This is a genomic window from Streptomyces sp. NPDC055103 (assembly GCF_053607625.1).
The window spans coordinates 1-20795 of record NZ_JBSGTX010000059.1; the positions used below are offsets into that span (position 1 = coordinate 1).

At 66.0% G+C, this 20795-nt stretch carries 12 protein-coding genes and 1 pseudogene; 8 read left to right on the forward strand and 5 right to left on the reverse strand.

Going from position 1 to position 20795, the window contains the following annotated elements:
• Positions 1 to 86: 86 nt before the first annotated feature.
• Positions 87 to 2078, forward strand: coding sequence for an ATP-dependent nuclease (locus ACWFR1_RS29960; RefSeq protein ID WP_453556685.1), 1992 nt, complete (start codon positions 87 to 89; stop codon positions 2076 to 2078).
• Positions 2075 to 3859, forward strand: a complete 1785-nt coding sequence (locus ACWFR1_RS29965; protein ID WP_453556687.1) for a UvrD-helicase domain-containing protein — start codon at positions 2075 to 2077, stop codon at positions 3857 to 3859. The genes ACWFR1_RS29960 and ACWFR1_RS29965 overlap by 4 nt, the downstream gene beginning before the upstream one ends.
• 96 nt (positions 3860 to 3955) lie before the next feature.
• On the opposite strand, the gene pglX is transcribed toward ACWFR1_RS29965, so the two are convergent.
• Entirely contained in the window at positions 3956 to 7522 is a 3567-nt protein-coding gene (gene pglX / locus ACWFR1_RS29970) for a BREX-2 system adenine-specific DNA-methyltransferase PglX (RefSeq protein WP_453556689.1), read from the reverse strand.
• A 292-nt stretch (positions 7523 to 7814) separates the two neighbouring features.
• On the opposite strand from pglX, the gene ACWFR1_RS29975 reads away from it, so the two are divergent.
• Both ACWFR1_RS29975 and ACWFR1_RS29980 read left to right on the forward strand, forming a co-directional pair.
• Positions 7815 to 9227: an AAA family ATPase gene (locus tag ACWFR1_RS29975; protein WP_390822613.1), complete on the forward strand. Its 1413-nt coding sequence runs from the start codon at positions 7815 to 7817 to the stop codon at positions 9225 to 9227.
• On the forward strand, positions 9224 to 9859 hold the full coding sequence (locus ACWFR1_RS29980) for a DUF4276 family protein (RefSeq protein ID WP_018847249.1): 636 nt from the start codon (positions 9224 to 9226) through the stop codon (positions 9857 to 9859). The genes ACWFR1_RS29975 and ACWFR1_RS29980 overlap by 4 nt, the downstream gene beginning before the upstream one ends.
• Positions 9860 to 10236: 377 nt before the next feature.
• Here ACWFR1_RS29980 and ACWFR1_RS29985 read toward each other — a convergent pair.
• Positions 10237 to 10392 (reverse strand): annotated as a pseudogene (locus ACWFR1_RS29985) (DUF255 domain-containing protein); the annotation flags it as partial.
• A gap of 132 nt (positions 10393 to 10524) precedes the next feature.
• Between ACWFR1_RS29985 and ACWFR1_RS29990 the strand changes: the two are divergent.
• Together ACWFR1_RS29990 and ACWFR1_RS29995 are read left to right on the forward strand one after the other, a co-directional pair.
• Positions 10525 to 11091 carry a Uma2 family endonuclease gene (locus ACWFR1_RS29990; protein WP_453556692.1) on the forward strand — a complete coding sequence of 189 codons (567 nt, stop codon included), beginning with the start codon at positions 10525 to 10527 and terminating at the stop codon, positions 11089 to 11091.
• A gap of 100 nt (positions 11092 to 11191) precedes the next feature.
• The gene (locus ACWFR1_RS29995) at positions 11192 to 11593 is read left to right on the forward strand and encodes a hypothetical protein (protein ID WP_453556694.1); all 402 of its coding nucleotides are present in this window, start codon (positions 11192 to 11194) and stop codon (positions 11591 to 11593) included.
• A 70-nt stretch (positions 11594 to 11663) separates the two neighbouring features.
• Here the strand turns inward: ACWFR1_RS29995 and ACWFR1_RS30000 are convergent, their stop codons facing one another.
• The 3 genes from ACWFR1_RS30000 to mca form a co-directional block, all read right to left on the reverse strand.
• Positions 11664 to 18038 carry an RHS repeat-associated core domain-containing protein gene (locus ACWFR1_RS30000; protein ID WP_453556696.1) on the reverse strand — a complete coding sequence of 2125 codons (6375 nt, stop codon included), beginning with the start codon at positions 18036 to 18038 and terminating at the stop codon, positions 11664 to 11666.
• Positions 18039 to 18479: 441 nt separating this feature from the next.
• Positions 18480 to 18725, reverse strand: a complete 246-nt coding sequence (locus ACWFR1_RS30005; RefSeq protein ID WP_453556698.1) for a hypothetical protein — start codon at positions 18723 to 18725, stop codon at positions 18480 to 18482.
• Positions 18718 to 19599, reverse strand: a complete 882-nt coding sequence (mca, locus tag ACWFR1_RS30010) for a mycothiol conjugate amidase Mca (protein WP_453556700.1) — start codon at positions 19597 to 19599, stop codon at positions 18718 to 18720. The genes ACWFR1_RS30005 and mca overlap by 8 nt, the downstream gene beginning before the upstream one ends.
• A gap of 98 nt (positions 19600 to 19697) precedes the next feature.
• Between mca and ACWFR1_RS30015 the strand changes: the two genes are divergently transcribed.
• Positions 19698 to 20099, forward strand: a complete 402-nt coding sequence (locus ACWFR1_RS30015; RefSeq protein WP_453556701.1) for a DUF4307 domain-containing protein — start codon at positions 19698 to 19700, stop codon at positions 20097 to 20099.
• A gap of 188 nt (positions 20100 to 20287) precedes the next feature.
• Entirely contained in the window at positions 20288 to 20785 is a 498-nt protein-coding gene (greA, locus tag ACWFR1_RS30020; RefSeq protein WP_453556703.1) for a transcription elongation factor GreA, read from the forward strand.
• Positions 20786 to 20795: the final 10 nt, after the last annotated feature.

The window sequence follows — 20795 nt, forward strand, 5'->3', positions numbered from 1 at the left end:
CCGTCCGCCATGCCGGCCGTGACTACCACCGGCCCCTACAGGCCCTCGGCCTCACCTGACGAACCCGGACAGATCTCGATCACGCAATGACCCTGCGTAACAACACCGGCAAGACGTCACTGGCGGAGGTACTGAGCAGGTTTCTCCGCCCTGGTGACATCAGGCTCCGTGTGGAGGACTTCTCCACTGAGGCCTACTCGGAGTTCTCTCAGGCGTACAAAGCGTTCACCGCCGGTGACGAGGAAGCAGCACGAAAGCTGCTCCCGGAGATCTCGCTGACCGTCCTCATCAGCTACGACAAGGAGACCACCGAGTACGGCTCCCTCGGCTCACTCATCGTCGACCTCGACCCGGACTGCACCGAAGCGGTTGTGACTGTCCGTTACGCCCTGAAGCCCGGTGTGATGAAGGAGTTCTTCCGTGATGGGCCAGACGACTTGGTGGAGGGTTGGGGCGATTCACTCCTCCTCTCCCTTATAGGCCCTCGAATCCCTCACCTCTTCGAACGGTCCGCTATAGCCGTGGACCCAGCCGATCCGACGAACTTCCGCAACGTTTCGATGAGCGAGGTCGCCAGGGCGATCAAGGTCGACTTCGTCAGAGCACAACGAGGCCTCGACGACGAGACGGAGCGACCCAAAGAGCCGATCGGCAGAGTCTTCGAATCACTCTTTATCGGCGCCTCCAAGGCAGACGAGAATTCTCCACTCAAGAACTTCGCCGATGATGCGGAAACCGCCCTGGGAGAGATCTTTTCAAGCCTGGACGGAAAAATCCAGGAGATGTATGACAGGATGGCACCCACAGTCACCGATTTTGGATACCCCGGCCTAGGGGGCCGAGACTTCTCCACCCGGACCACGCTGGACGCGAAACGTCTTCTATCGAACTTCACCAGCATCAGGTACCCGGGATCAGCCGGAATCGAACTGCCCGAGTCATACAGCGGCCTGGGGTCACGGAATCTCCTCCTCATCCTGCTCACACTCTTCAGCTACTATCGGGATTACGCGACCCAACGCAACCAGTCCTGCATCCACTTAGTCTTCATCGAGGAACCCGAAGCTCACCTGCACCCCCAGATGCAGGAGGTCTTCATTCACCAGCTCGGAGTTTTCAAGAAGGAATTTCCCGCTGCGGACCAAGGGGTGGATTCCTGGAACGCGCAATTCCTTGTGACCACCCACTCCGCCCATATCGCCAACAGGGTGGGTTTCCCTGCGGTTCGATACTTCCGGCTGGACACACACATCGAACCGGATGGGGCCACAAGCTCACAGATCCTTAATCTTGCCGATGCCCCAGGAGTGAGCAAGGAGTTCCTCCACAAGTACCTGACGTTGACGAGGGCCGACCTCTTCTTCGCCGACAAGGCCATCTTGATCGAGGGAACCAGCGAACGCCTCTTTATCCCCGCCGCAATCGCGAGATTGGACCAAAACGGCGGGGAAGGGTGGGGGAGCTTGGCAAGCCAGTACGTCACCGCGATGGAGGTAGGCGGGGCTTACGCCCACCTCTTCTACCCGTTCCTGGACTTCTTGGGGATTCCGACGCTCGTCATCACCGACGTTGACGCGGTAAAGCCTGACTCCGCTAAGAAGCTCAAAAGCTGCTGTGTGACCGAGGGGACCACAACCTCCAACGAGGGGATCAAGAAGTGGTTCAACAAAGAGGAAATCACCCTCGCCGAACTGGAGAAGTCGGCTGCTGACGAGCTGCCTGTGATCGAAAGACGCGGGCTGGCCTACCAGGTACCGGAAATCCCTGGCGGTGCATGCGGGCGAACATTCGAGGACGCATTCATCCTGGCCAACCCCGAAATCTTCAAGCTGAAAGATTTCCGAAGCAAGAGCGTTGCGGATCAGGAGCAGCAGGCGCGAGAGCTGGCGAGAGGACAGAAGAAGAGCAATTTCGCCCTCCGCTTCGCAGTTGTGGAGGAGGATTGGATGACCCCGCGCTACATCAGGCGCGGTCTCGAATGGCTGCTTCGCCAGACACCGATGCCGACCGAGGTGAACATTCCGGAGCCCGACGCCGAACCCGGTGAATCACCCGAAGGCCAGGTGGCAGTGAAATGAAGGTATCGACTTTCCAAGATGGCGCCACTGCGGACCAGGAAAGCCGGCATGCGCTGCGCGAGATCCTCGCCTCCCTGGACAGTCGCCGCAACTTCAAATTGGAAGCTGGTGCCGGCGCGGGCAAGACCCATTCACTCATCGACACGCTTCGACACATCCTGGAAAACCGTCCAGAATACTTGCCCCGAGAAGGCCAGCAGGTGGCATGCGTCACCTATACCAACGTCGCCCGCGATGAGATCGTGAACCGCACCGACGCCAGCCCCCATGTCTTCGCCGGAACGATCCACGGTTTCCTTTGGGAGATTATTTCCGGCTTCCAGAAAACACTTTCGCAAGAGATCTGCGCGCTTCCCGGCTGGAAGCAGTTGCTGGCCGAAGAAGGCTCCGCCGATGGCTGTTCTGTCAGCTATGATCTGGGATTTCGCCGAATCAGAGACGGCGTCGCCTGGCTCCATCACGACGATGTCCCTGCACTCGCGACCAGACTCTTCGAGCGAAAGAAATTCCGGTCACTTGTCGCCGACCGGTTCCCCATCATCTTCGTCGACGAATACCAGGACACACCCTCCGGCTTGGCAGAAGCCATGATTGGCAATACTGCATCTCCGCCCACCGGGTCGACTTACGGGTTCTTCGGGGATCATTGGCAGCAGATCTACGATCGAACCTGCGGAAAGATAGACCACCTTCCGGTCACCGCGATCGACAAACGAGCAAACTGGCGTTCCAGCCCGGCAGTGGTGAGCCTCCTCAACCACATGCGACCTGAGCTTCCTCAAGCTCCGGTTCCCGGCCGCAAGACCGGCTCCGTCGTGGTCTACCAAACGAATTCCTGGACCGGACCTCGGGGGGCGCGCTCCAAGAAGGGCCAGATCCCTGATCTGACCTTGAAAGAAACTCTTCGCCACGTCGCAGAGGATGCCCGGATACGAAATCATATCCCCCAGGGCGAACCGCTGAAGACCCTCATGCTCACCCATTCGTCGATCGCCAGCGAGCTAGGCTTCGGTCAGATAAATGAGGTTTTCAAGTACAACGACGACTACGTCCGCAAGCAGGATGATGTCATGGCGTTCCTGTTGGAGACCCTGGAGCCGGCTTGCGAATTCTTTCACACGAAGCGATTCGGACTGATGCTGGAAACCCTGAAACGCTCTCGCCCCCGCATGAGGAATCGCAGCGATAAAACCGGATGGGCGGATCTCTTCCACCGAATCGACGAGGCCCGCGACATCGGTACGGTCGGAGATGTCCTGGACATCGTACTAGAGCAGAAATACTTCTCGCCTTCTCGTGCCGTTCACGACCGTCAGCGGAAGTGGACAGAAGCGCTGAGTTCTCTCCGGCCCGGGGAGTTGCTGTCCGATCCACGACAGATCGTTGAATACGGCAAGCTGAGAGACGTCCCGTACCGCCAGATCATAGCCCTCCGTGATTACGTGAACGAAAAAACGCCATTCTCCACACAGCATGGCGTCAAGGGCGAGGAATACCCATCCGTACTGGCCGTATTCGGCGGCTGGACCCGGTATAACTTCCCGAAGATGCTCGCTGATTTCCCTCGTAGCCAGTCCCTCAGCGATGAGGATCACAAGAGGTTCGAACGGTCACGAAACCTTTTCTACGTCGCTTGCTCGCGCGCTCAAGAGAACCTCGTGACGCTCTTCACCACCGAGCTCTCCGAGGAAGCCTTGAAGACCCTGGAGGAATGGGTCGGCCCATCGAACATCATTGCGGTCGACTACTCCCCTGATGGCACTCCTCGGATCACCGTCTGAGCGATTCTGGTTCAGCCCTGACTGCGTGCTCAGGGCCGAGTCTGCCGGAGGGCAAACACGGCGCGGCTCTCCCCTTTCTAGCGACGTCCACCCCACTCAGGGGGCATTGTTCCGTGCCCGCCAAGAGGTCAAGTCGTGCGTGGTGAGCTGGTACGCGCTGCGCAGTTGCTCGAACTCGTATTGGAATTCGTCCGCTTGGCCGGGCCTCATCCCGGATCCGGGGTAAGCCTCCCACTGGTGGATCCAGGGAATCAGTTCCTGGATGCCGATCAGGAGGGGGGTGATCCGGTATGCGCTCGGATGAGGCTGCTGGTGGTGCGCGCGGGCCAATTCCAGCAGGACGCGCACCCGGTCTGCCTCGTTCCAGCCGGACCAGCCGAGCAGCAGGCCCTGGCCAGCGGCAACAGCGTCGGGATAGGAGATGAAGCGTTCCCGGGGGATGTCGAGGCTGCCTCGGATCGACCAATAGGACGCGTGCTGGAAATCGGCGCTCACGAACTTGGGCGGAACGGGAATCCCCAGTGCTTCGCCTGTTTCGTCCTCGCGACGCTGAAGCTCCCAGACCTGCTCCCACTGGGCACGCTTACGCAGTCCCGACTCCTTGTATCGCTTCGCTGACGCGTACGGCACATGCTCTTCGGCCAGCACCGACGCCAGCACTTCACCAAGCGTTGCTTCCCGCCTCCCGAGGTGGTCGGCCGCATAGAGCGTGGCCACGGCAGTCACGTCGGCGTCGTCTCCGAGGTCCCGTGCGAGCTGATCGATCGTCCGGGGGCGAGCGTGCTTGGCACCACCCCGGAGCTCGAACCACAGGCGTTCGTCCTCACAGCGATCGAGCAACCAGGAACGCAGCGCTCGTTCCTCACGCTTCGCCCATGGGTCCGACAGCCAGCGCCGCTTGTACTCCGGACGTTCCACGAGGGCGATCGGATGTCCCGACTCGATGGCGTCGACCCTGGCCTGCACAACGTCCCGGTAGGCGGCCGGCCAGTGGTTCGGGACGTCGGTGACCGGCGTGACTCCCTGCTTTTCGAACCAGGACAACCTCTGGAACCAGGACGACGAGGCAGTACCGTCGGCGACCTTGCGTGCCAGCACGATTTCGAAGGCACGCTCGCCCGGCCGGAGCGGCGGCAAGTCGGTGCCGGGGACGGTGGTCAGACGAGTCCGCTCATCAGCGGACAGCAGCCCGTAGGCGGCGTAGACGTCCCAGTCCAGTTCCTCCTGAAGCGCGGTCATCCGATGACGTGCCCTCTCCTGGACGACTCTCGCCGCGTTCAGTGTGCTTCGGCTGGGCGGGTGTTCACCCGTGCACACGTCGCCCGGCTCGTGGGCATCGAGAACCAGCCCCAGGTCATACAGCTCCCGCGCGTGGTCCGGTGGAGTGCCGCCCGGCAAGGGAAGGCGTGAGAAGGAAGCCGCCGCGAAGAGGTAGGGTCGGGCCCATTCCTGACCAGGCAGGGGGGAATCGAGCCCGTCGGCCCCTGTGGTGGCGTTGGCCTGCTTCAGCCAGAAACAGACTGCCGATGAGTTGAGAACCCCCAGAATTGCGAAGAGGTCGTTCTCGTCTGTGGCTGAGGGCAGCCGGAGCATAGGGGCGGTCCGGCTGAACGCCTTCCGACCGGGCTCCAGCGCGAAGTGGTTGTGCGTCGCCGCATACGCGAACGTGATCGCCGGCTCGCGATCGTCGCCCAGCGACCAGACCCTCCAGGTCCACCAAGGGCGGGACCGGGATGCATCCCTTGCGCCCGGCGCTGTCCGCAAAACCTGGCGCATCGCCCAGAGATGGCGTCCCCACGCGGTGTCGAGGTCCAGCGCGAGCGGAGAGCCGTGATCGTCGTAGGGAGCAAGTACCTCGGTCGACGCTCTCACGCGCCAGTCCCGTACCGTCTCGCCCGTGACCATGCCGCGGCCCGCACTGGCCGAGTCTGGGTGCCGGGTGAACCACGACCGCCCGAGGGTGAAGACATCTCGCTGCCCCGGGTCGGCGACGACTCGGGGCGGACCAGAGAGGAAGTCCGACAACCGTCGCGGGGCCTCCGAGAGCGCATCCATGAGGTCCGCTCCACCGCCTCCCGTCATCGTCCACGGGAAGCGCGAGTAACGCTGCCGCGGCTCGTCCTGGACGCTCACCCACTCCGAGGTGGTGCCGGGCCGGTCGATCTGGTCGACGATCGCCTGCCACACAATTCCCTCGGCCGGATCCTGCGGCATCGCCGGCTCCCCGCGCACGCCGAGCACCGACCTCACCGGGGCGTCACGTGGGCTCGGATCATTCCGCCCGATCAGGATCAGGGTCGGGGTCCGATGGCTCGGTACGAAGACTCCAGACGTGTCGATCACGTGCGTCAACCCGACACGCGGAAGGAACTCCTCGATCAGCTTCTCGCCGAAACCACGCCTCGTGAACGAACTGGGCATCCATTGCCCGACGTAGCCACCGGGTTCTCCGCCGGTTCCCCTCACCGCAAGCTGGAACATGCGCTCCACGAAGGGAACCGAGAGCGGGAACGCGCCGACGGCCGTGGCATACGCCTCCCTGTACGCAGCCCTCTTGAACTTGTCACGCACGACCGTGAAGGGGGGCTCACCCAGCACGACATGGTAGGAACCGGCCCCCAGCAGGTCGCATCGCTCGGAGAACTCATCAATATCCTCAGCAGTCCCAACGCCCTCGTCCTCCCAGTCCCCTGGGGGCTTCGCTGGCGACTGCCCCGGGGCGCCTCGCCCTCCCAACAGAGCATCTCCGACAGCCACATTGACCATGTGCTGGGGAACCTCCCCCAGCACGCGCTCACCACTCGCCCGTGTGGCGGCCATCAGCAGCCTGAACCGCGTGATACTCACGGCGAACGGATTCAGGTCACAGCCGTGGACTGATTCCAGGGCCCGGCAAACCAGCTCGCGATCCGCGGTTCCAGGCTCTCGCGCGCGCCAGGCACCGAGAAGGCGTTCGAAGAGCCCGAGCAGAAAGGTTCCCGACCCACAGGCCGGGTCGATACCGCGGAAGCCTCGAGGGCCGAACTCCGCGACAGCCGGATCCACGGTGAGGTCCAGGATGAAAGCCTCGATGTATTCAGGTGTCCGGACCAGGGCGTAGGACCTGGAGGCCGTGTCACTGATGTCCTGATAGAGATCTCCGAGGAACCGGGTATCGAGTTCCGGGTCGGTGAAGTCGAATCGGATCGAGCCGTCCCTGTTGCGCCGGCGCCAGAACGAGACCAGCTCGGCCGCGGCCTGCGGAGAGGGCGACAACTGCCACAGTGGGCTGTGCCGTCTGTCGAAGACGCGGGCCATCGCTCGGTGGGACCGGGCCAGGTGTGTGAACGACTCCAGCAGCCATTCCCGGTCGCCGTTCCCGGGGTGCTCCGCACGATAGGCGTCCTGCCGTTCCTCCGCCTGTGCCAGCCTCCGTCCCGGCCCCGCGATGAACGGCCAGCGGATGAGCCCGTTGTCCTCGCAGAAGCGCACGAACACTGTGCCGAGCACCCACGCCACCGCCGCCTGCGTGATGCGCTCGTCCCGCCAGACACCATACGTGTCGGCCGTGCGCCGAGCCGCCCTCGCCTGCTCGTATGCGTTCCGCAGGCGGCTGCGGTAACGGTCGACATTGTCGCTGCGCTCGCGGAGGTCCGTCCGCAGTGCCAGAACCTGTTTCCGCACGTCTGAGACGAGTGCGGCACGGTCCAGCGAGGACGTCCCCGTCTCGGCTCCGCCAGTCGGAGGCACAGCGGCGACCTCTCCTCCGTACGTCGTCGACGTCCACGATCCACTGTCCTGTCGGATACATCCTGCCAGCTCCCCGGCTGGCTGGCCGCGTCCGTCGCCGGTGACCGGCCGGATAGACACCACCAGGCACATCCCCGACCCCTATCATTCTGTGCGCACCGGCACAGGACCCAGTCGGCAACCGCGGGTACCTGGGTCAGGCCGGGGTAGACCATCGAGGGGATACATGCTGACGCGACTCGAAGTCGATGGCTTCAAGAACCTGTTGGATCTCAGGGTCGAGTTCGGTCCCTTCACCTGTATCGCGGGGGAGAACGGCACGGGAAAATCGAACGTCTTCGACGCGATCCAGTTTCTGAGCCTGCTCGCCGACCGTTCCATGATCGAGGCTGCCCAGGCTGTGCGCGGGACCCATGGTTCGCTGCACGGTGACGCGCGCGACCTGTTCTGGAACGGCTACGCGGAGGGCGAACACCTGATGACGTTCGCCGCGGAGATGATCATCCCCGGGGAAGTAGAGGACGACTTCGGCCGACTCGCCGAGCCGACGTCCACGTTTCTGCGTTACGAGCTCAGGCTCGGCTACCAACCACCGCGAGGCGGGGAGCGCGGCGGCAGACTGACGCTGCTGTACGAGGATCTCAGCAAGATCAGGCCCCGTGATGCCGCGTCGCAACTGCGGTTTCCGCACAGCGCCAAGGGCTTTCGGAACACCGTGGTCCGCGGCCGCCCGTCAACGGCCCCCTACATCTCCACGTCTCTCGACACAGGCGATGCCGTCGTCCAGATCCACGCCGACGGCCGCAGGGGCCAGCCGCGTCCCGCGCCTGCGAGCCGGGCACCTGGGACCATGCTCTCCACGATCAACCGGAACGACGACCCCACCATTCTGGCGGCCAGACGGGAGATGCAATCCTGGCGACGGCTGGCCCTTGAGCCCTCGGCCCTGCGCACCTCGGACCGCTATCAGGACCCCAGCACAATGCAGCCCGATGGCCTGCACCTGCCACGGAGCCTGGACCGGATCGCGCGGGAGAAGTCCCCGGACGATCCCGCGCGGGTCTACTCGCGGGTCGCGGGACGCCTGTCGGACCTGTCAGGCCTGCACGTACGCACGCTGCACGTCGAGGCCGACGACACACGTGAGCTGCTCACGATCAAGCTCCATGAGATCAACGGCATGGAACTGCCTGCTCGTAGCCTGTCTGAGGGGACCCTGCGCTTCCTGGCCCTCTGCGTGCTGTTGGAGGACCCCAGCGCGCAGGGCCTGCTCTGCATGGAGGAGCCGGAGAACGGTATTCACCCGGCCAATCTCCTCGCCATGGTGAACCTTGTACGGGATCTGGCGGTGGACCCCTCCGAACCGGTGGACGAGGACAACCCCTTCCGGCAGGTCCTGATCAACACGCATTCACCGGGGGTCGTGCAACTCGTCGATCCCGCGGACCTGCTCATCGCCGACACGGCCACCGTTCCCAGGGAGGGAAGCAAGACCGCGCGCGCCTTGCGGCTCCGGCCGCTGGCCGGCACTTGGCGTGCAGGCGGTGTGGAGAAGGGCTACGGCACAGTGGCCGACATCCTTGCGTACCTCACTTCTCCCCCACAGGCCCGGCTGACTCTTGAGGAGAGCGCCTCGTGACCCTTCGCGCCCTCTACCTCTGCGAGGGATCCAGCGACACCGGCCTGCGCTTTCACATTGAGGCGATCGCGGTCGAGACTGGCCGGGAGATCCACGTAACCGTGCCGGACCTGCACCGCCTGCCGAACAAGCCTGGGCACTCGGTCGGGGACAAGCTGCGAGCCGCGCGGCAGCTCAGCCACGACGCAGACGAGTACGACCTGGTAGTGATCCACCGCGACTCCGACGGCAATCCCCAGCAGACACGTCGCGATGAGATCGCCGACGCGGTGGCCTCGGTGAGCCCCGGTTTGGCCCACGTGCCCGTGATCCCCGTGCGTATGCTGGAGGCCTGGCTGATCCTCGACCCTAGGGCGATCCGGGAGGTGGCGGGGAACCCCAACGGCAGAGTTTCACTCAACCTTCCGAAACCGAACCGGGCGGAGTCCGTGGCGGACCCGAAAGCACTGCTCAAGCAAGCCATCGCCACGGCCAGTGAGGAGAAGGGCCGCGGCCTCAAGAAAGTCCAGGCGCGCTTCTCAGAGAACCGCGCGCGGCTCCTCCAGATGCTAGATCGCGAGGGTCCCGTCAAGCAGCTCGCATCATGGCAGTCGTTCACCCACGACCTGAGCGAGGTGCTGAGCAGCCTCTGAGCCTTTCCAACCTCAGGTTGAGGCGTGGTGAAGAACGAGAACGTGGTGGCGGCAGCCGCTCTCGGCGATGCCCGGACCGATTGCGATTGGACCCCGGTTGCCGCCGCACTGTGGTCGGCTCCGTTTCAGCCCATGGCTTGATCACGGCTAGCTGATCCCACCCTTGGTCTCGAGTGCGGGCCATCGTCGTGCGCTTACGCCCTCTAGTCAAGCAACAGCGGCAACGACTACTGCTCGGGCGTCCACTCGGGAGAGGCTGCCAGCTGGCCTTCGCCCCAGGCGTCCATGTCTCCACCTAGCCGCTCATCGTACGCGCCCACGTGGCTACCCTCTGGAAACACCCCAGGTACGGACTACCTGGTTTTGTAAGTTCACTAGCACCAGTGGCACGCGGAGTAACCGACCGACAGCAGAACGGGTACATCGCGCCGTTTCGCTTCCTCGAACGCCTCCGGCCCCCACGGCCACCAGTCGACCGGATTGTCGGCGTGCTGAAGCAGATAAGGCGAGGTCATACCAGCCAACCGGTTCATACGGCCCAGCCTCTCACAGCGCCTGCAACGACCGGCGAACCGCTCGCGAGCCCGCCTCGCTTGACACCTCGGAACAGTAGGCTGGGGCGCAGCAGCGCCGGACCTGCCGAGGCTCCTCGAAGGAGGTACTCCATGACCGCCGAGATGGTGGCGCCCGCGTGGATGCATACGCAGATCAGCGCGGAGCAGTACGACTCCTGGTCCGAGGAGCAGTGCGCCGGCATCGAGGTCGTGGACGGGATGGTCGTCGTGAGTCCGAGCGCCTCCAAACGGCACAGCCGGCTGGCGCGGATCCTGGCCAACGCCCTGGACGCCGCCGCGGGCCCGGGCTGGAACGCCGACACGGACTTCGACGTCCGCCTGCAGGACGTTCCGCTCACAAACCGCCGTCCGGACGTCATCGTCTATCGGGCGGAGACCATCGACCTCACGCCCACCCGCCCCGAGCACGTACTCCTCGTCGTCGAGGTCGTGTCACCCGGCTCGGAGACCACCGACAGGATCGTGAAGGTGGACCAGTACGCCAAGGCCGGGATCCCCTTCTACTGGCGGGTCGAGCAGGCCGCCACCGGTGTCCCGATCGTCTACACCTATGTCCTCGACCCCGCCACCAGGGCTTACAGGGACGGCGAGATGTTCACCGGCACGGTGAAGGCCGCCGCGCCCTTCTCCGTCGCGGTCGATCTCAGGGTCGTGTAACGACGGAGCGGTCTCCCCGTTCTCGGCCTTGTCCGAGCCGGCCAGGGGTCGGCTCGCCTGCGGTGTCCGCTCGGTGTGGGCCTGTTGGGATACTGGGCCCATGAGCAGATTCGCTGAGGTCATCGTGCTTGCGAGGGGCGCCGAGGAGGTGATGGAGCCGCTCACCCGGCCTGACGGGAACCGGGAGTGGCACCAGTGCTTCACGCGCGTCGACGACGGCGTGTTCTCCGGTTCGGGCATGCCCTCCGACGAGTGTTACGCGTGGATCATCCAGTTCACCCGCCTCAACTGGCACGGGCTGCTGACGCACCTCGAATCGCTCCCCTGGCCTGACCCGCAGTCGGTCCAGGTACTGGTGCGTGACGAGGACGACGCGTGTTTCGGGCTGTGGATGATCTACGACGGTTCCCTGGTGGAGGTGCCTCTGCCGCACACCAGGCGGGAGCCCTACGAGAACAGCGTCACCGGATACCTCTCCCGGACCGACACACCCTCCGCATGAGGTGGGGCCCCGCACCGCCGTACGGCAGGCGCGGGGCCCCTCATCGAGCCTGACTCAGGTGACCGGGGACTCAGGCACACTCGATGTCGATGTTGCACTGACCTTCGGTGATGAAGGGATCCGGCGTGTCGTCGGACAGGCCCAAGGGGTCCATCGAATCCTTGAACATCTCCCAGCCGCCTCGCGCCCACCCGTACTCACGGACGTAACTCGGGGCCTGCGCCACGGCCAGGGCTCCGCCGATCACGCCGAAGGCACGTACCTTCGGCCCCTTCGACCCCTTCGACCCCCCGGGCGTCGCGGGCGTCACGGCCGGAGCCACGAAGACCCGTCGCGAGTCGAAGTCCCCGTCCGGGTAGATCACCCTCACGTGGGGATCGCCCTCGTAGAGGGCTGACATCTCCTGCGCCTGGGTCAGGTCCTTGGCGACGAAGACGACGTTGTTCGTCTGCTCGCGGAGTTTCTTGTCGACTGTCGTGCGCGCTTTGGCCGCTGCCTGGGTGGAACCCGTGGCGTCATACGAGTCGACATCCACGATCTGGCCGTTCCTCCAGGTGACCTTGACGAAGTCGGCGGTCGTGCCGGCCCTCACCGAGTTGCCGTTCTCATCCTTGATGGGCGCCTGCTTCTTGACGTCCGGATTCGTGTCGTCCTGGATCAGGTACATCTCACCGTTACCGGTCTTGGGGTCGTAGTACAGGCCCGCTCTCCGCAGGTCGTCGTTCATCGTGTCGAACGCCGTCGTCGCCGTCGGGCCGTCGGTCTTGTTGATGATGTGGTGCGGCACACCTTGCTTGTCGTAGACCTTGGTGATGGTCCCCTTGCCGTCCGTGTCGGCCGTCAGGGCCTTGCCCGGCTTGACGTGCTTGATCTTCCCGCCCTCGCACTGGCCGGGGTTCTTCTGGCAGTAATCCCGCTCGTCCGGGTCGTACAGGCCCGTCGGGTCGCTGCGTGTGATGGGGTTGTTGTGGCTGTAGCCGTACCCGTCCATCTGGAGTGGGTCGGTCAGGTCCATGAGCGGGTCGACGCTGATGAAGCGCCCGATGGACGGGTCGTATTCACGGGCGCCGAGGTGGGTGAGACCCGTGTCCGTGTCCCGGGTGCCGCCGACGAAGCCCTTGTCCCCGGCCCAGTTGGTGGGCTGAGGACCGCGGGGACCGCCGAAGAGACCGGTCTTGCGGCGGGTGATCGCCTGCGTGACCGCGTCGACCTGGGTGGTGGCGGTGCCGTGGTGGTCGGCGAAGAGGAAAGTGAGCTTCCCGCCGGTCCGCATCGCCACGACCGTCTCGCCCGCGCTGTAGTAGCGGGTGCCGACGACCGTGCCGGTCTTGCCCAGTTTGGCCTCGTTGCCGCCCGGCAGGTACAGCGTGGTGCCGCCGGAATCCGTACGGATGAGCCGCTGGCCGTCGGCGTCGTACCGGTAGCCGGTGACCGCCGTTCCCTGCGTGGTGCCGGCCAGGTGGCCTTCCGCGTCCCAGTCCAGGCTCTGTACGGGCGCGGAACCGATCTTGCGGGTTTGCGTGTCGCCGGTCCCGTTGTACGTGTACGTCTCCGCGGTGGTGCCCGCCGGGCCGGTCTGGCTGACCGACGGCAGCGCATGCTTGCCCGCGGCCGGAGTGCCGTACGTGCGCGTGATGTCGCCGGACGGGCCCGACGGCGTCTTGTGCTGGATCTCCTTGGTGCGGTTTCCGGTCGGGCCGTAGGAGTACGACGTCCAGTACGCGTCCGGGCCGCCCACCGTGGTGGCCGACGGTCCTGCCGCGCAGCCGTCGGTAGCGGTCGGGGCGGCCGTCCATGCCTCGGTGATCTGGCGCAGGCCGTCAAGGGAGAAGCACTGCGTGTCCGTCACCCGCTGTGCGTCCTGGCCGGACGCGGTGGTCACCGAAGTGATGTTGCCCGTCGGGTCGTAGGTGTAGTGGGTGTCGTCGATGCGTTGCGGCGCCAGCTCGCGGTCGGTGTAGGAGCGGGTCAGTGCGCCGGTGTGCTCGTCGTACTCGTAGGAGCTCCACAGGTGCGCGGCGAACGCGCCGTACTCGGCTCGCGTCGCCCGGCCGTAGTGGTCGTACGTCATCGCCGAGACGATCGGGTCGGCGCCGGCGCCCATGGTCTTCAGCAGACCGCCGGTGGTGGTGTAGCTGTTGGCGACCTTCTCGGCCGGGAGCCCGCCGATGGCCGGCTGCAGGGTCCACATCGGCTGGCCGGTGTTGGGGTTGTAGGAGGTCGTCCACTTGTAGGTGCCCGCCAGCGCGCCCGTCTCCGGGGCCACCGGGATGGTGACCTGGTTGACGACCGGCTTGTAGAGGGCGTTGTAGGAGGTGATCGCGGACTCGTACGCCTTGCCGCCGATCCAGCGGGTGGACGTCGCCGGCTTGCCCTTGCCGCCGGTGGCCGTGTCGTAGGTCCACGTCGCGAGGGTGGTGGCGCCCTGCTTGCGTGCGGTCTGGCGGCCCAGCTCGTCGTAGTCGGTGTGCAGGGTGCCACGGGCGTTCGTGACGTCGGTGGCGCGGTTGCCCTTGTCGAACGTGGTGTCCGAGATTCCCTTGTCCGGGTCCTCCACGTGGGTCTGGCGGCCGCGTACGTCGTAGCCGTACTTCCAGACGGCACCGGAAGGGTCGGTGACCTGGGCGAGCCTGCCGTGCTTGTTGTACACGTACGTCGTCGACTGCGAGTCCGTACGGGTGCTGTCCAGGTACTGCTTGATTTCGGTGGTACGTCCCCTGGCGTCCTGCACCGTCGTCCTGGCGCTCTCGCCGACGGGCGGGACGACCGTGACGGTGTCGCCGGTGTAGACCGTGGTGGTTCGCTTGGTCTCGTCGCCGAACCTCCGGGCGATGACGTCGGTGACACGGCCCGCACCGTCGAAGAGGGTGTCGGTGGACGCCGGGTAGGTGAGTTCCGCGCCGGTCACCAGGACGGGCTCCGGCTTGTCACTGGCGTAGAACATGCCGGAGGAGCGCCAGGCCTGGCCGCGGGTGTCGTAGGAGGTCTCGTTGACCAGTCGTCCCGAGCCGTCGGGCGACGGGGACTGGGTCTGACGGGAGCGCAGCTGACCGTCGTAGAACGCGTAGGACGTCTGGTAGACCGATTCGTGGTCCAGGGCTCTCGTCGTGACGACATTGGCACCGTCGTTGCGCACGAGGTAGGAGAACGTGTAGCTCGGCGAATCGGGGTAGGTCGCGGCGGACCGGCCCGGGTGCCAGATCTTGACGACCCTGCCGAACGGGTCGTACGCCGTGGTGGTCACCCGCGCGTTGGCGTCGGTGACGCTGAGCGGCTGGCCGCGCAGCGGGTCGGCCGTGGTGGTGACCTGGTGGCCGAGCGGGTTCGTCACCACCGTGGTGGTCGGGACCTCGCCGGTGGCCGGCGTGTAGGTGGTCGTGACCTTCTTGCCGTAGACGTCGGTCGTGCTGAGGGCGCGGCCGTAGATGTCGTAGTCGGCGACCGGGGTGGTGCTGACGATGTCGTAGCCGGTGCCCGCGCCGTTGATCTGTTCGAGCTTGGTGGCGTCGCCCTTGGTGGGTGCGGTGCCGGGTGTCGTCGCACCGTCGAAGTAGACGCGGTTGTCCGAGATGACGTCGGCGGGCCGGCTCACCGTGGCGCCGCAGGCGGCGGCTACCGTCTCCGTGCGGTACACCCTGTCCAGCAGCCAGACGGCGGTGTTGCGGCCGAAGGAGGCGGTGGTGCAGGTCTCGTCGCCGGTCTTGTCCTCGTCGCCCAGGTCGGACGTCTGGGTGACCATGCCGTACGCGTCGAAGGTGCGGGTGAGGGAGGTCTTGCGCTGTCCACCGGTGACGGCGGTCAGCGTCCCTTCCTTCTCCACACCCGTCAGGTGGGACTGGAGGTCGGGGAGGCCGGGGCGGGCACGTGAGGCCGTCGCGGCCGACCTCCACGGTGTGGAGGAGGTCGCGGAGACCAGCGCGCCGCCGTCGCCGTTGTAGGTGGCCGTCGCGCGCGGCATGCCGGCGAACTGCTCCCGGTCGGTGACCGCGACGTCGGCGAAGTCGTCCACCGCCGCCCCGTCGATGCCCCGGAAGTAGCGCGTCTCGCTCAGGGTCTTCGGGTCCGAAGCCGCACCGGTCCGCGTCTGCACACGGCCGTAGCCGCGCGGGACGGAGTAGGTGCGGTCCTCGGCCTTGGTGAACTCGTCCGTGCTCTTGAGCCAGGCCGCGCCGCCGAGGTAGCTGTACGAGGTGACCGTGTCGGGGGTCGACGCGAGGTTGTCTCCCTCGACGACCTGCGTGACGACGTAGGAGTTGAACCAGTCCAGCTGGGCGGTGTAGCCCTCGTACGCCCACTTCACCGGGAAGCAGCGGGTGGTGTTGGTGCCGTCGGCGGCGGGAAGGGTGGTGGCGGTGCAGTCGGGCGGGGAGTAGTAGGCCCCGATGACGCCGCCGGTCTCGGACGTGATCTGCGACATCCGCAGGCGGATGAACGGGGCGAGGCCGTCACCGGTCTTGTCGACGCGGTTGGGCAGCTGCTCACCGGTGAAGGTCACGGGCGGCAGTGTCTGGTCGCCGCCGACCTTCCCCGTGTGGGAGATGGACTTCAGCCACATCGGTCGGGAGATGCCGTCGCCGGCGGCGGGGAAGTCCTGGGCCATGGCCCAGGAGTCCACGGCCTTGTAGGTGCCCGCGGTGAGCACCTTGGTCGTGATGTTGGTCAGTCGCTTACGGGACCAGAAGGTCGGGGAGAACTGGTCCGCGCACTCCGCGCCGTCCAGGCACATCTGGTCGAAGGGCGTGTCCGGCCAGTTCGCGGCGTTGGCCGCGTCGAAGGTGCCGCAGGTGGTCAGGCAGCGCTCGGAGACGCCGAACTGCACCTGTCCCATGGCCTTGCCCGTGTAGACGGCGTCGGAGCGCAGGCCGTAGTCGATGCGGTTCAGCCAGCCGCCCCGGGTGTAGGGGGTGTTGGTGCCCTTGCCGGTCGTCTCGGAGAAGGCGCGGCCGTAGTTGTTCTTCTCGGCGTCCCAGTAGTAGGCCATCGCGTTGCCGTGCAGGTCCACCACGTAGTCGAGCTGCCAGCGCCAGGCCTGCTGGCACCAGGCGCCGGCGAAGGTGGCGTTGTAGCAGGGCTCTCCCGGCTGGTTGCCGAAGACGGGCACCGTCCAGGCGGAGTTGGTGACCGGGTCGTCGGCGGCGGTGCCGTTGTCCCTCCAGCCCGGCAGGCGGTTCAGGCCGAAGAAGTACTGGGTGCCGTCGGTCGTGGTGACCTTCCAGTGCTCACCCTCGCCGTCGACGCCCGCGGTGCCCTTGTCGTTGTTGACGGCACCGGTCAGCTTCTCGACCTTCTCGCCCGAGTCCGACTCCGGGTGCCAGCCCTTGACCGGGTCGTAGACCAACTCGGTGGACTTGCCGCCCAGTGACAGGGTGGCGTTGTTGCTGAACCAGCACTGGTCCCACGACTTGGTGGTGTTCGTGCCGCCGGTCTTGTCGTCGTTGCACGACTTGTACTTGCGCTCGATGAACCCCGGCTCGTACGACCAGCCGTCACCCAGCCAGCCGGGCTGGTTGTTCGATACGGCCGTACGCCCGTCCACGGACTGGGAGCTGTAGTTCAGTGCCACCCCCGGCATCAGGCCGCCGGGCACCGTGGGAACACCGATCGGGTAGGACCAGCTCAGGGCGCCGGTCGAGCCGCCCGCGCTCCAGGAGCCGGACGCCTCCAGCGGTGAGGCGCTGTAGTCGCCGGAGGAGCCTCCTGAGCCGGCCGTGACCGCCAGTGCCGTCGCCCCGGACATCGCCATGGTCCGAGCGGAGGCCGCCGTGAACCGCGGGGCCGCCTCGACCTCGGCCGACACGCTGCCCGTCTCGGTGTCGTTCTTCGTCTCCAGCGGCCGGCGGCTCTGGCATTCCGCCTTCTCGGGCGTGGTCAGCGCACACGCCGGCATCTGCACGAGGCGCAGCCTGGCGGCCCAGTCGCCGCCGTACGCGCTGCGGAACGCCGAATAGTCGACCTGGACCTCGACCGGACCCTGGATTCCGGATCCGTCGCTGCCCCCCACCGACAGCAGTACGCCGTCGACTCCCGCCTTTCGGGTCGCGGCCCGGTCGGCGATGGTGACCCTGACCTTGGCGGCCTCGGCGGCGGGCTGGGATCCCTGGGCGGTAGCGCCCGCCCGCCGTGCCGACGCGCCGCCCGGCGCCACCTTCACCGGCAGCGGTCCGGTGCCCTCGACCGGGCCGCGCATCGCCTTCGGAGCCGCACCCTTCACAGGGTCTGGGGCGGCCAGATCGAAGTCCGCGCTACCCGCCGCGGGCCACGTGACCTTCGGAGCCCCCCGCCAGGGGTGCGCGGCGGCATCGTCCTTGCGCTTCGCGCCACCCGCGGCCATCGGCTTCACCGGAACGGCCTTCGGCTGCTTCAGCTCCGTTCGCGGCGCGCCCCCGTTCCGGTCCGCCGCAATGGCCGCGCCCGGCAGCGCTCCGGCCAGAACCGTGGCTATCAATGCGGCTGAAAATGCACGTCCCCTGAGACGTTTCACACCCCACCCCTTATTAAAACCCGAAATAGAACGCCACAGATTAACAGGCGGCCCATTCGTCTTTTCTTGGTGAAAACAAAAACAAAGTCGATCTTGACGGGTATATAGGGTGGACACACCAAGATCACAACAAAGGGGCAGGCGAGGGGCGGTGGGGGCGCCGTGGATCACGGGCAATACCTCAGCCGCCATCGGATATCGAGAGGCTTGGGCGACACCACCAAGGACACCGGGCACCGACGGGATGGACGCGCATTACCAGCGCGATATCACCGACGACAGCAAACGGAATATTCACTTCCGGAATTCCGCATGGGGCCCGTCCCGAAAACGCGGACGGCCCGTACCGCGGGGGTACGGGCCGTCGTGGCGGGCAGGGTCGGGGCCTGGCCGGTGGGGCTGGGTCTACTTCCCGGTGGCGCCGGCCTTGGCCGCCGGGGTGTCCGGGGTGGCCGCCGGGTCCGGGGCCTCCTCGAAGGAGACCTTGCCCATGTGGCGGTTCATCGACTTCATCAGCTGCCAGACCGCGAGGGCCAGGACCGCGAAGACGACGAAGCCGAGGACGCCGGGGGTCACCTTGTTCTTGTCCAGCTCTTCGGCGGCGAAGGGGACAAGCTGGGTCAGTGCCAGGTGTGCGCTCATGTCAGGCATTGTCGCGGATGCCCGCGAAGAGATCTTGCTCGGGGAGGGAGGTCGGCACCAGCGCCTTGCTGAGCTCGTACTCCTCCGTCGGCCAGACCTCCTTCTGGATCTCCATCGGGACGCGGAACCAGCCGCCGTCGGGGTCGATCTGGGTGCGGTGGGCGATCAGGGCCTTGTCGCGGATCTCGAAGAAGTCGGCGCACGGCACGAAGGTCGTGAGCGTCCGCTCCTTGCGCTCGAACTCGCTCCAGCGCTCCAGCCACTCCCCGTAGGGGGACTCCAGGCCGCGGGCCAGCAGCGCCTCGTGGAGGGCGGTGGTGCGGGGACGGTTGAAGCCCTGGTTGTAGTAGAGCTTCAGGGGCTGCCAGACCGGGCCGAACTCGGCCTCGGGGTACTTCTCGGCGTCGGTCGCGCCGTCGAAGGCCACCATCGTGATCTTGTGGGTCATGATGTGGTCGGGGTGCGGGTAGCCGCCGTTCTCGTCGTAGGTCGTGATGACCTGCGGGCGGAACGAGCGGATCTTGCGGACCAGCGCGCCGGCCGCCGTGTCGACGTCCTCCAGGGCGAAGCAGCCCTCGGGGAGCGGGGGCAGCGGGTCGCCCTCGGGCAGGCCGGAGTCGACGAATCCCAGCCATTCCTGGGAGACGCCGAGGATCTCGCGGGCCTCGTCCATCTCCTTGCGGCGCACCTCGTGGATGTTCGCCTCGACATAGGCGTCACCCTGGAGCTGGGGGTTGAGGACCGAGCCGCGCTCGCCGCCCGTGCACGTCACCACGATGACGTCCACCCCCTCGGACACGTACTTGGCCATCGTGGCCGCACCCTTGCTCGACTCGTCGTCGGGGTGGGCGTGCACGGCCATCAGTCGCAGTTGCTCGGTCAAGACTCGATCCTCAGTGATTCGACGCGGAGGGAGGCTTCTATAGTGACGGAATCGGGGGAGTGAAAATTCCGCCACCCCCGGCTTCGAGAGGATCCACCATGAGCGCGGTGCGAGAGCAGCTGCCCGAAGGGCGCTACGGCCGCTCCGCGGACGAGCGGGCCGACCGCAAGCTCAGGATCACCGGAGCGGTGCTGGGTGTCCTCTTCCTCGGCATGATGGGCTGGTTCGGCTGGCATTACGTCGTCGACAGCAAGATCAGCGCCGAGATGATCAAGTTCGACGTGGTGAGCCCCACCGAGGTGCAGGTGCACCTGGAGGTCCGCAAGGACGAGGGCGTCAAGGGCGTCTGCACGCTGCGGTCGCGGGCCGAGGACGGCACCGAGGTCGCCCGCAAGGACGTACGGATCGACGACCCCGCCGCCCGCGTCGACAGCCTCTTCACGCTCCGTACGACCGCGCTCGCGACGAGTGCCGAGCTCGTGGTGTGTACGGCCCGGTAGCGGTGGGTAGGGACCGGGTGACGAGTCCCGGCGGGTCACGGGCGTGACCTGGGGTGACGCCATCTTGATGGTTTATGTCCTCCCGCTTTTCGCCACTCATTGTTAGGCTCGTGGTTTCGCCCACCGGGAAGCGCCTGCTGCCCGTGTAGGGCGATGCTTTGTATTCCCAGTACCTACGAGGAGCACCTGTGACCCAGACCAGCGACAACGTCACCTGGCTCACCCAGGAGGCGTACAACAAGCTCAAGGGAGAGCTTGAGTACCTGTCTGGTCCCGCGCGTACCGAAATCGCGACCAAGATCGCGGCGGCGCGCGAAGAGGGCGACCTGCGCGAGAACGGCGGGTACCACGCGGCCAAGGAGGAGCAGGGCAAGCAGGAGCTCCGGGTCCGCCAGCTCACCCAGCTGCTCCAGCACGCCAAGGTCGGCGAGGCCCCGGCGGACGACGGCGTCGTCGAGCCCGGCATGGTCGTCACGATCGCCTTCGACGGCGACGAGGACGACACGATGACCTTCCTGCTCGCCTCCCGCGAGTACGCGAGTGACGACATCGAGACCTACTCGCCGCAGTCGCCGCTCGGCGTCGGCGTCAACGGCAAGAAGGCCGGTGACGACGCCGAGTACGAGCTGCCGAACGGCAAGAAGGCCCAGGTGAAGATCCTCAGCGCGAAGCCGTACACCGGCTGAGCCTTCGCCC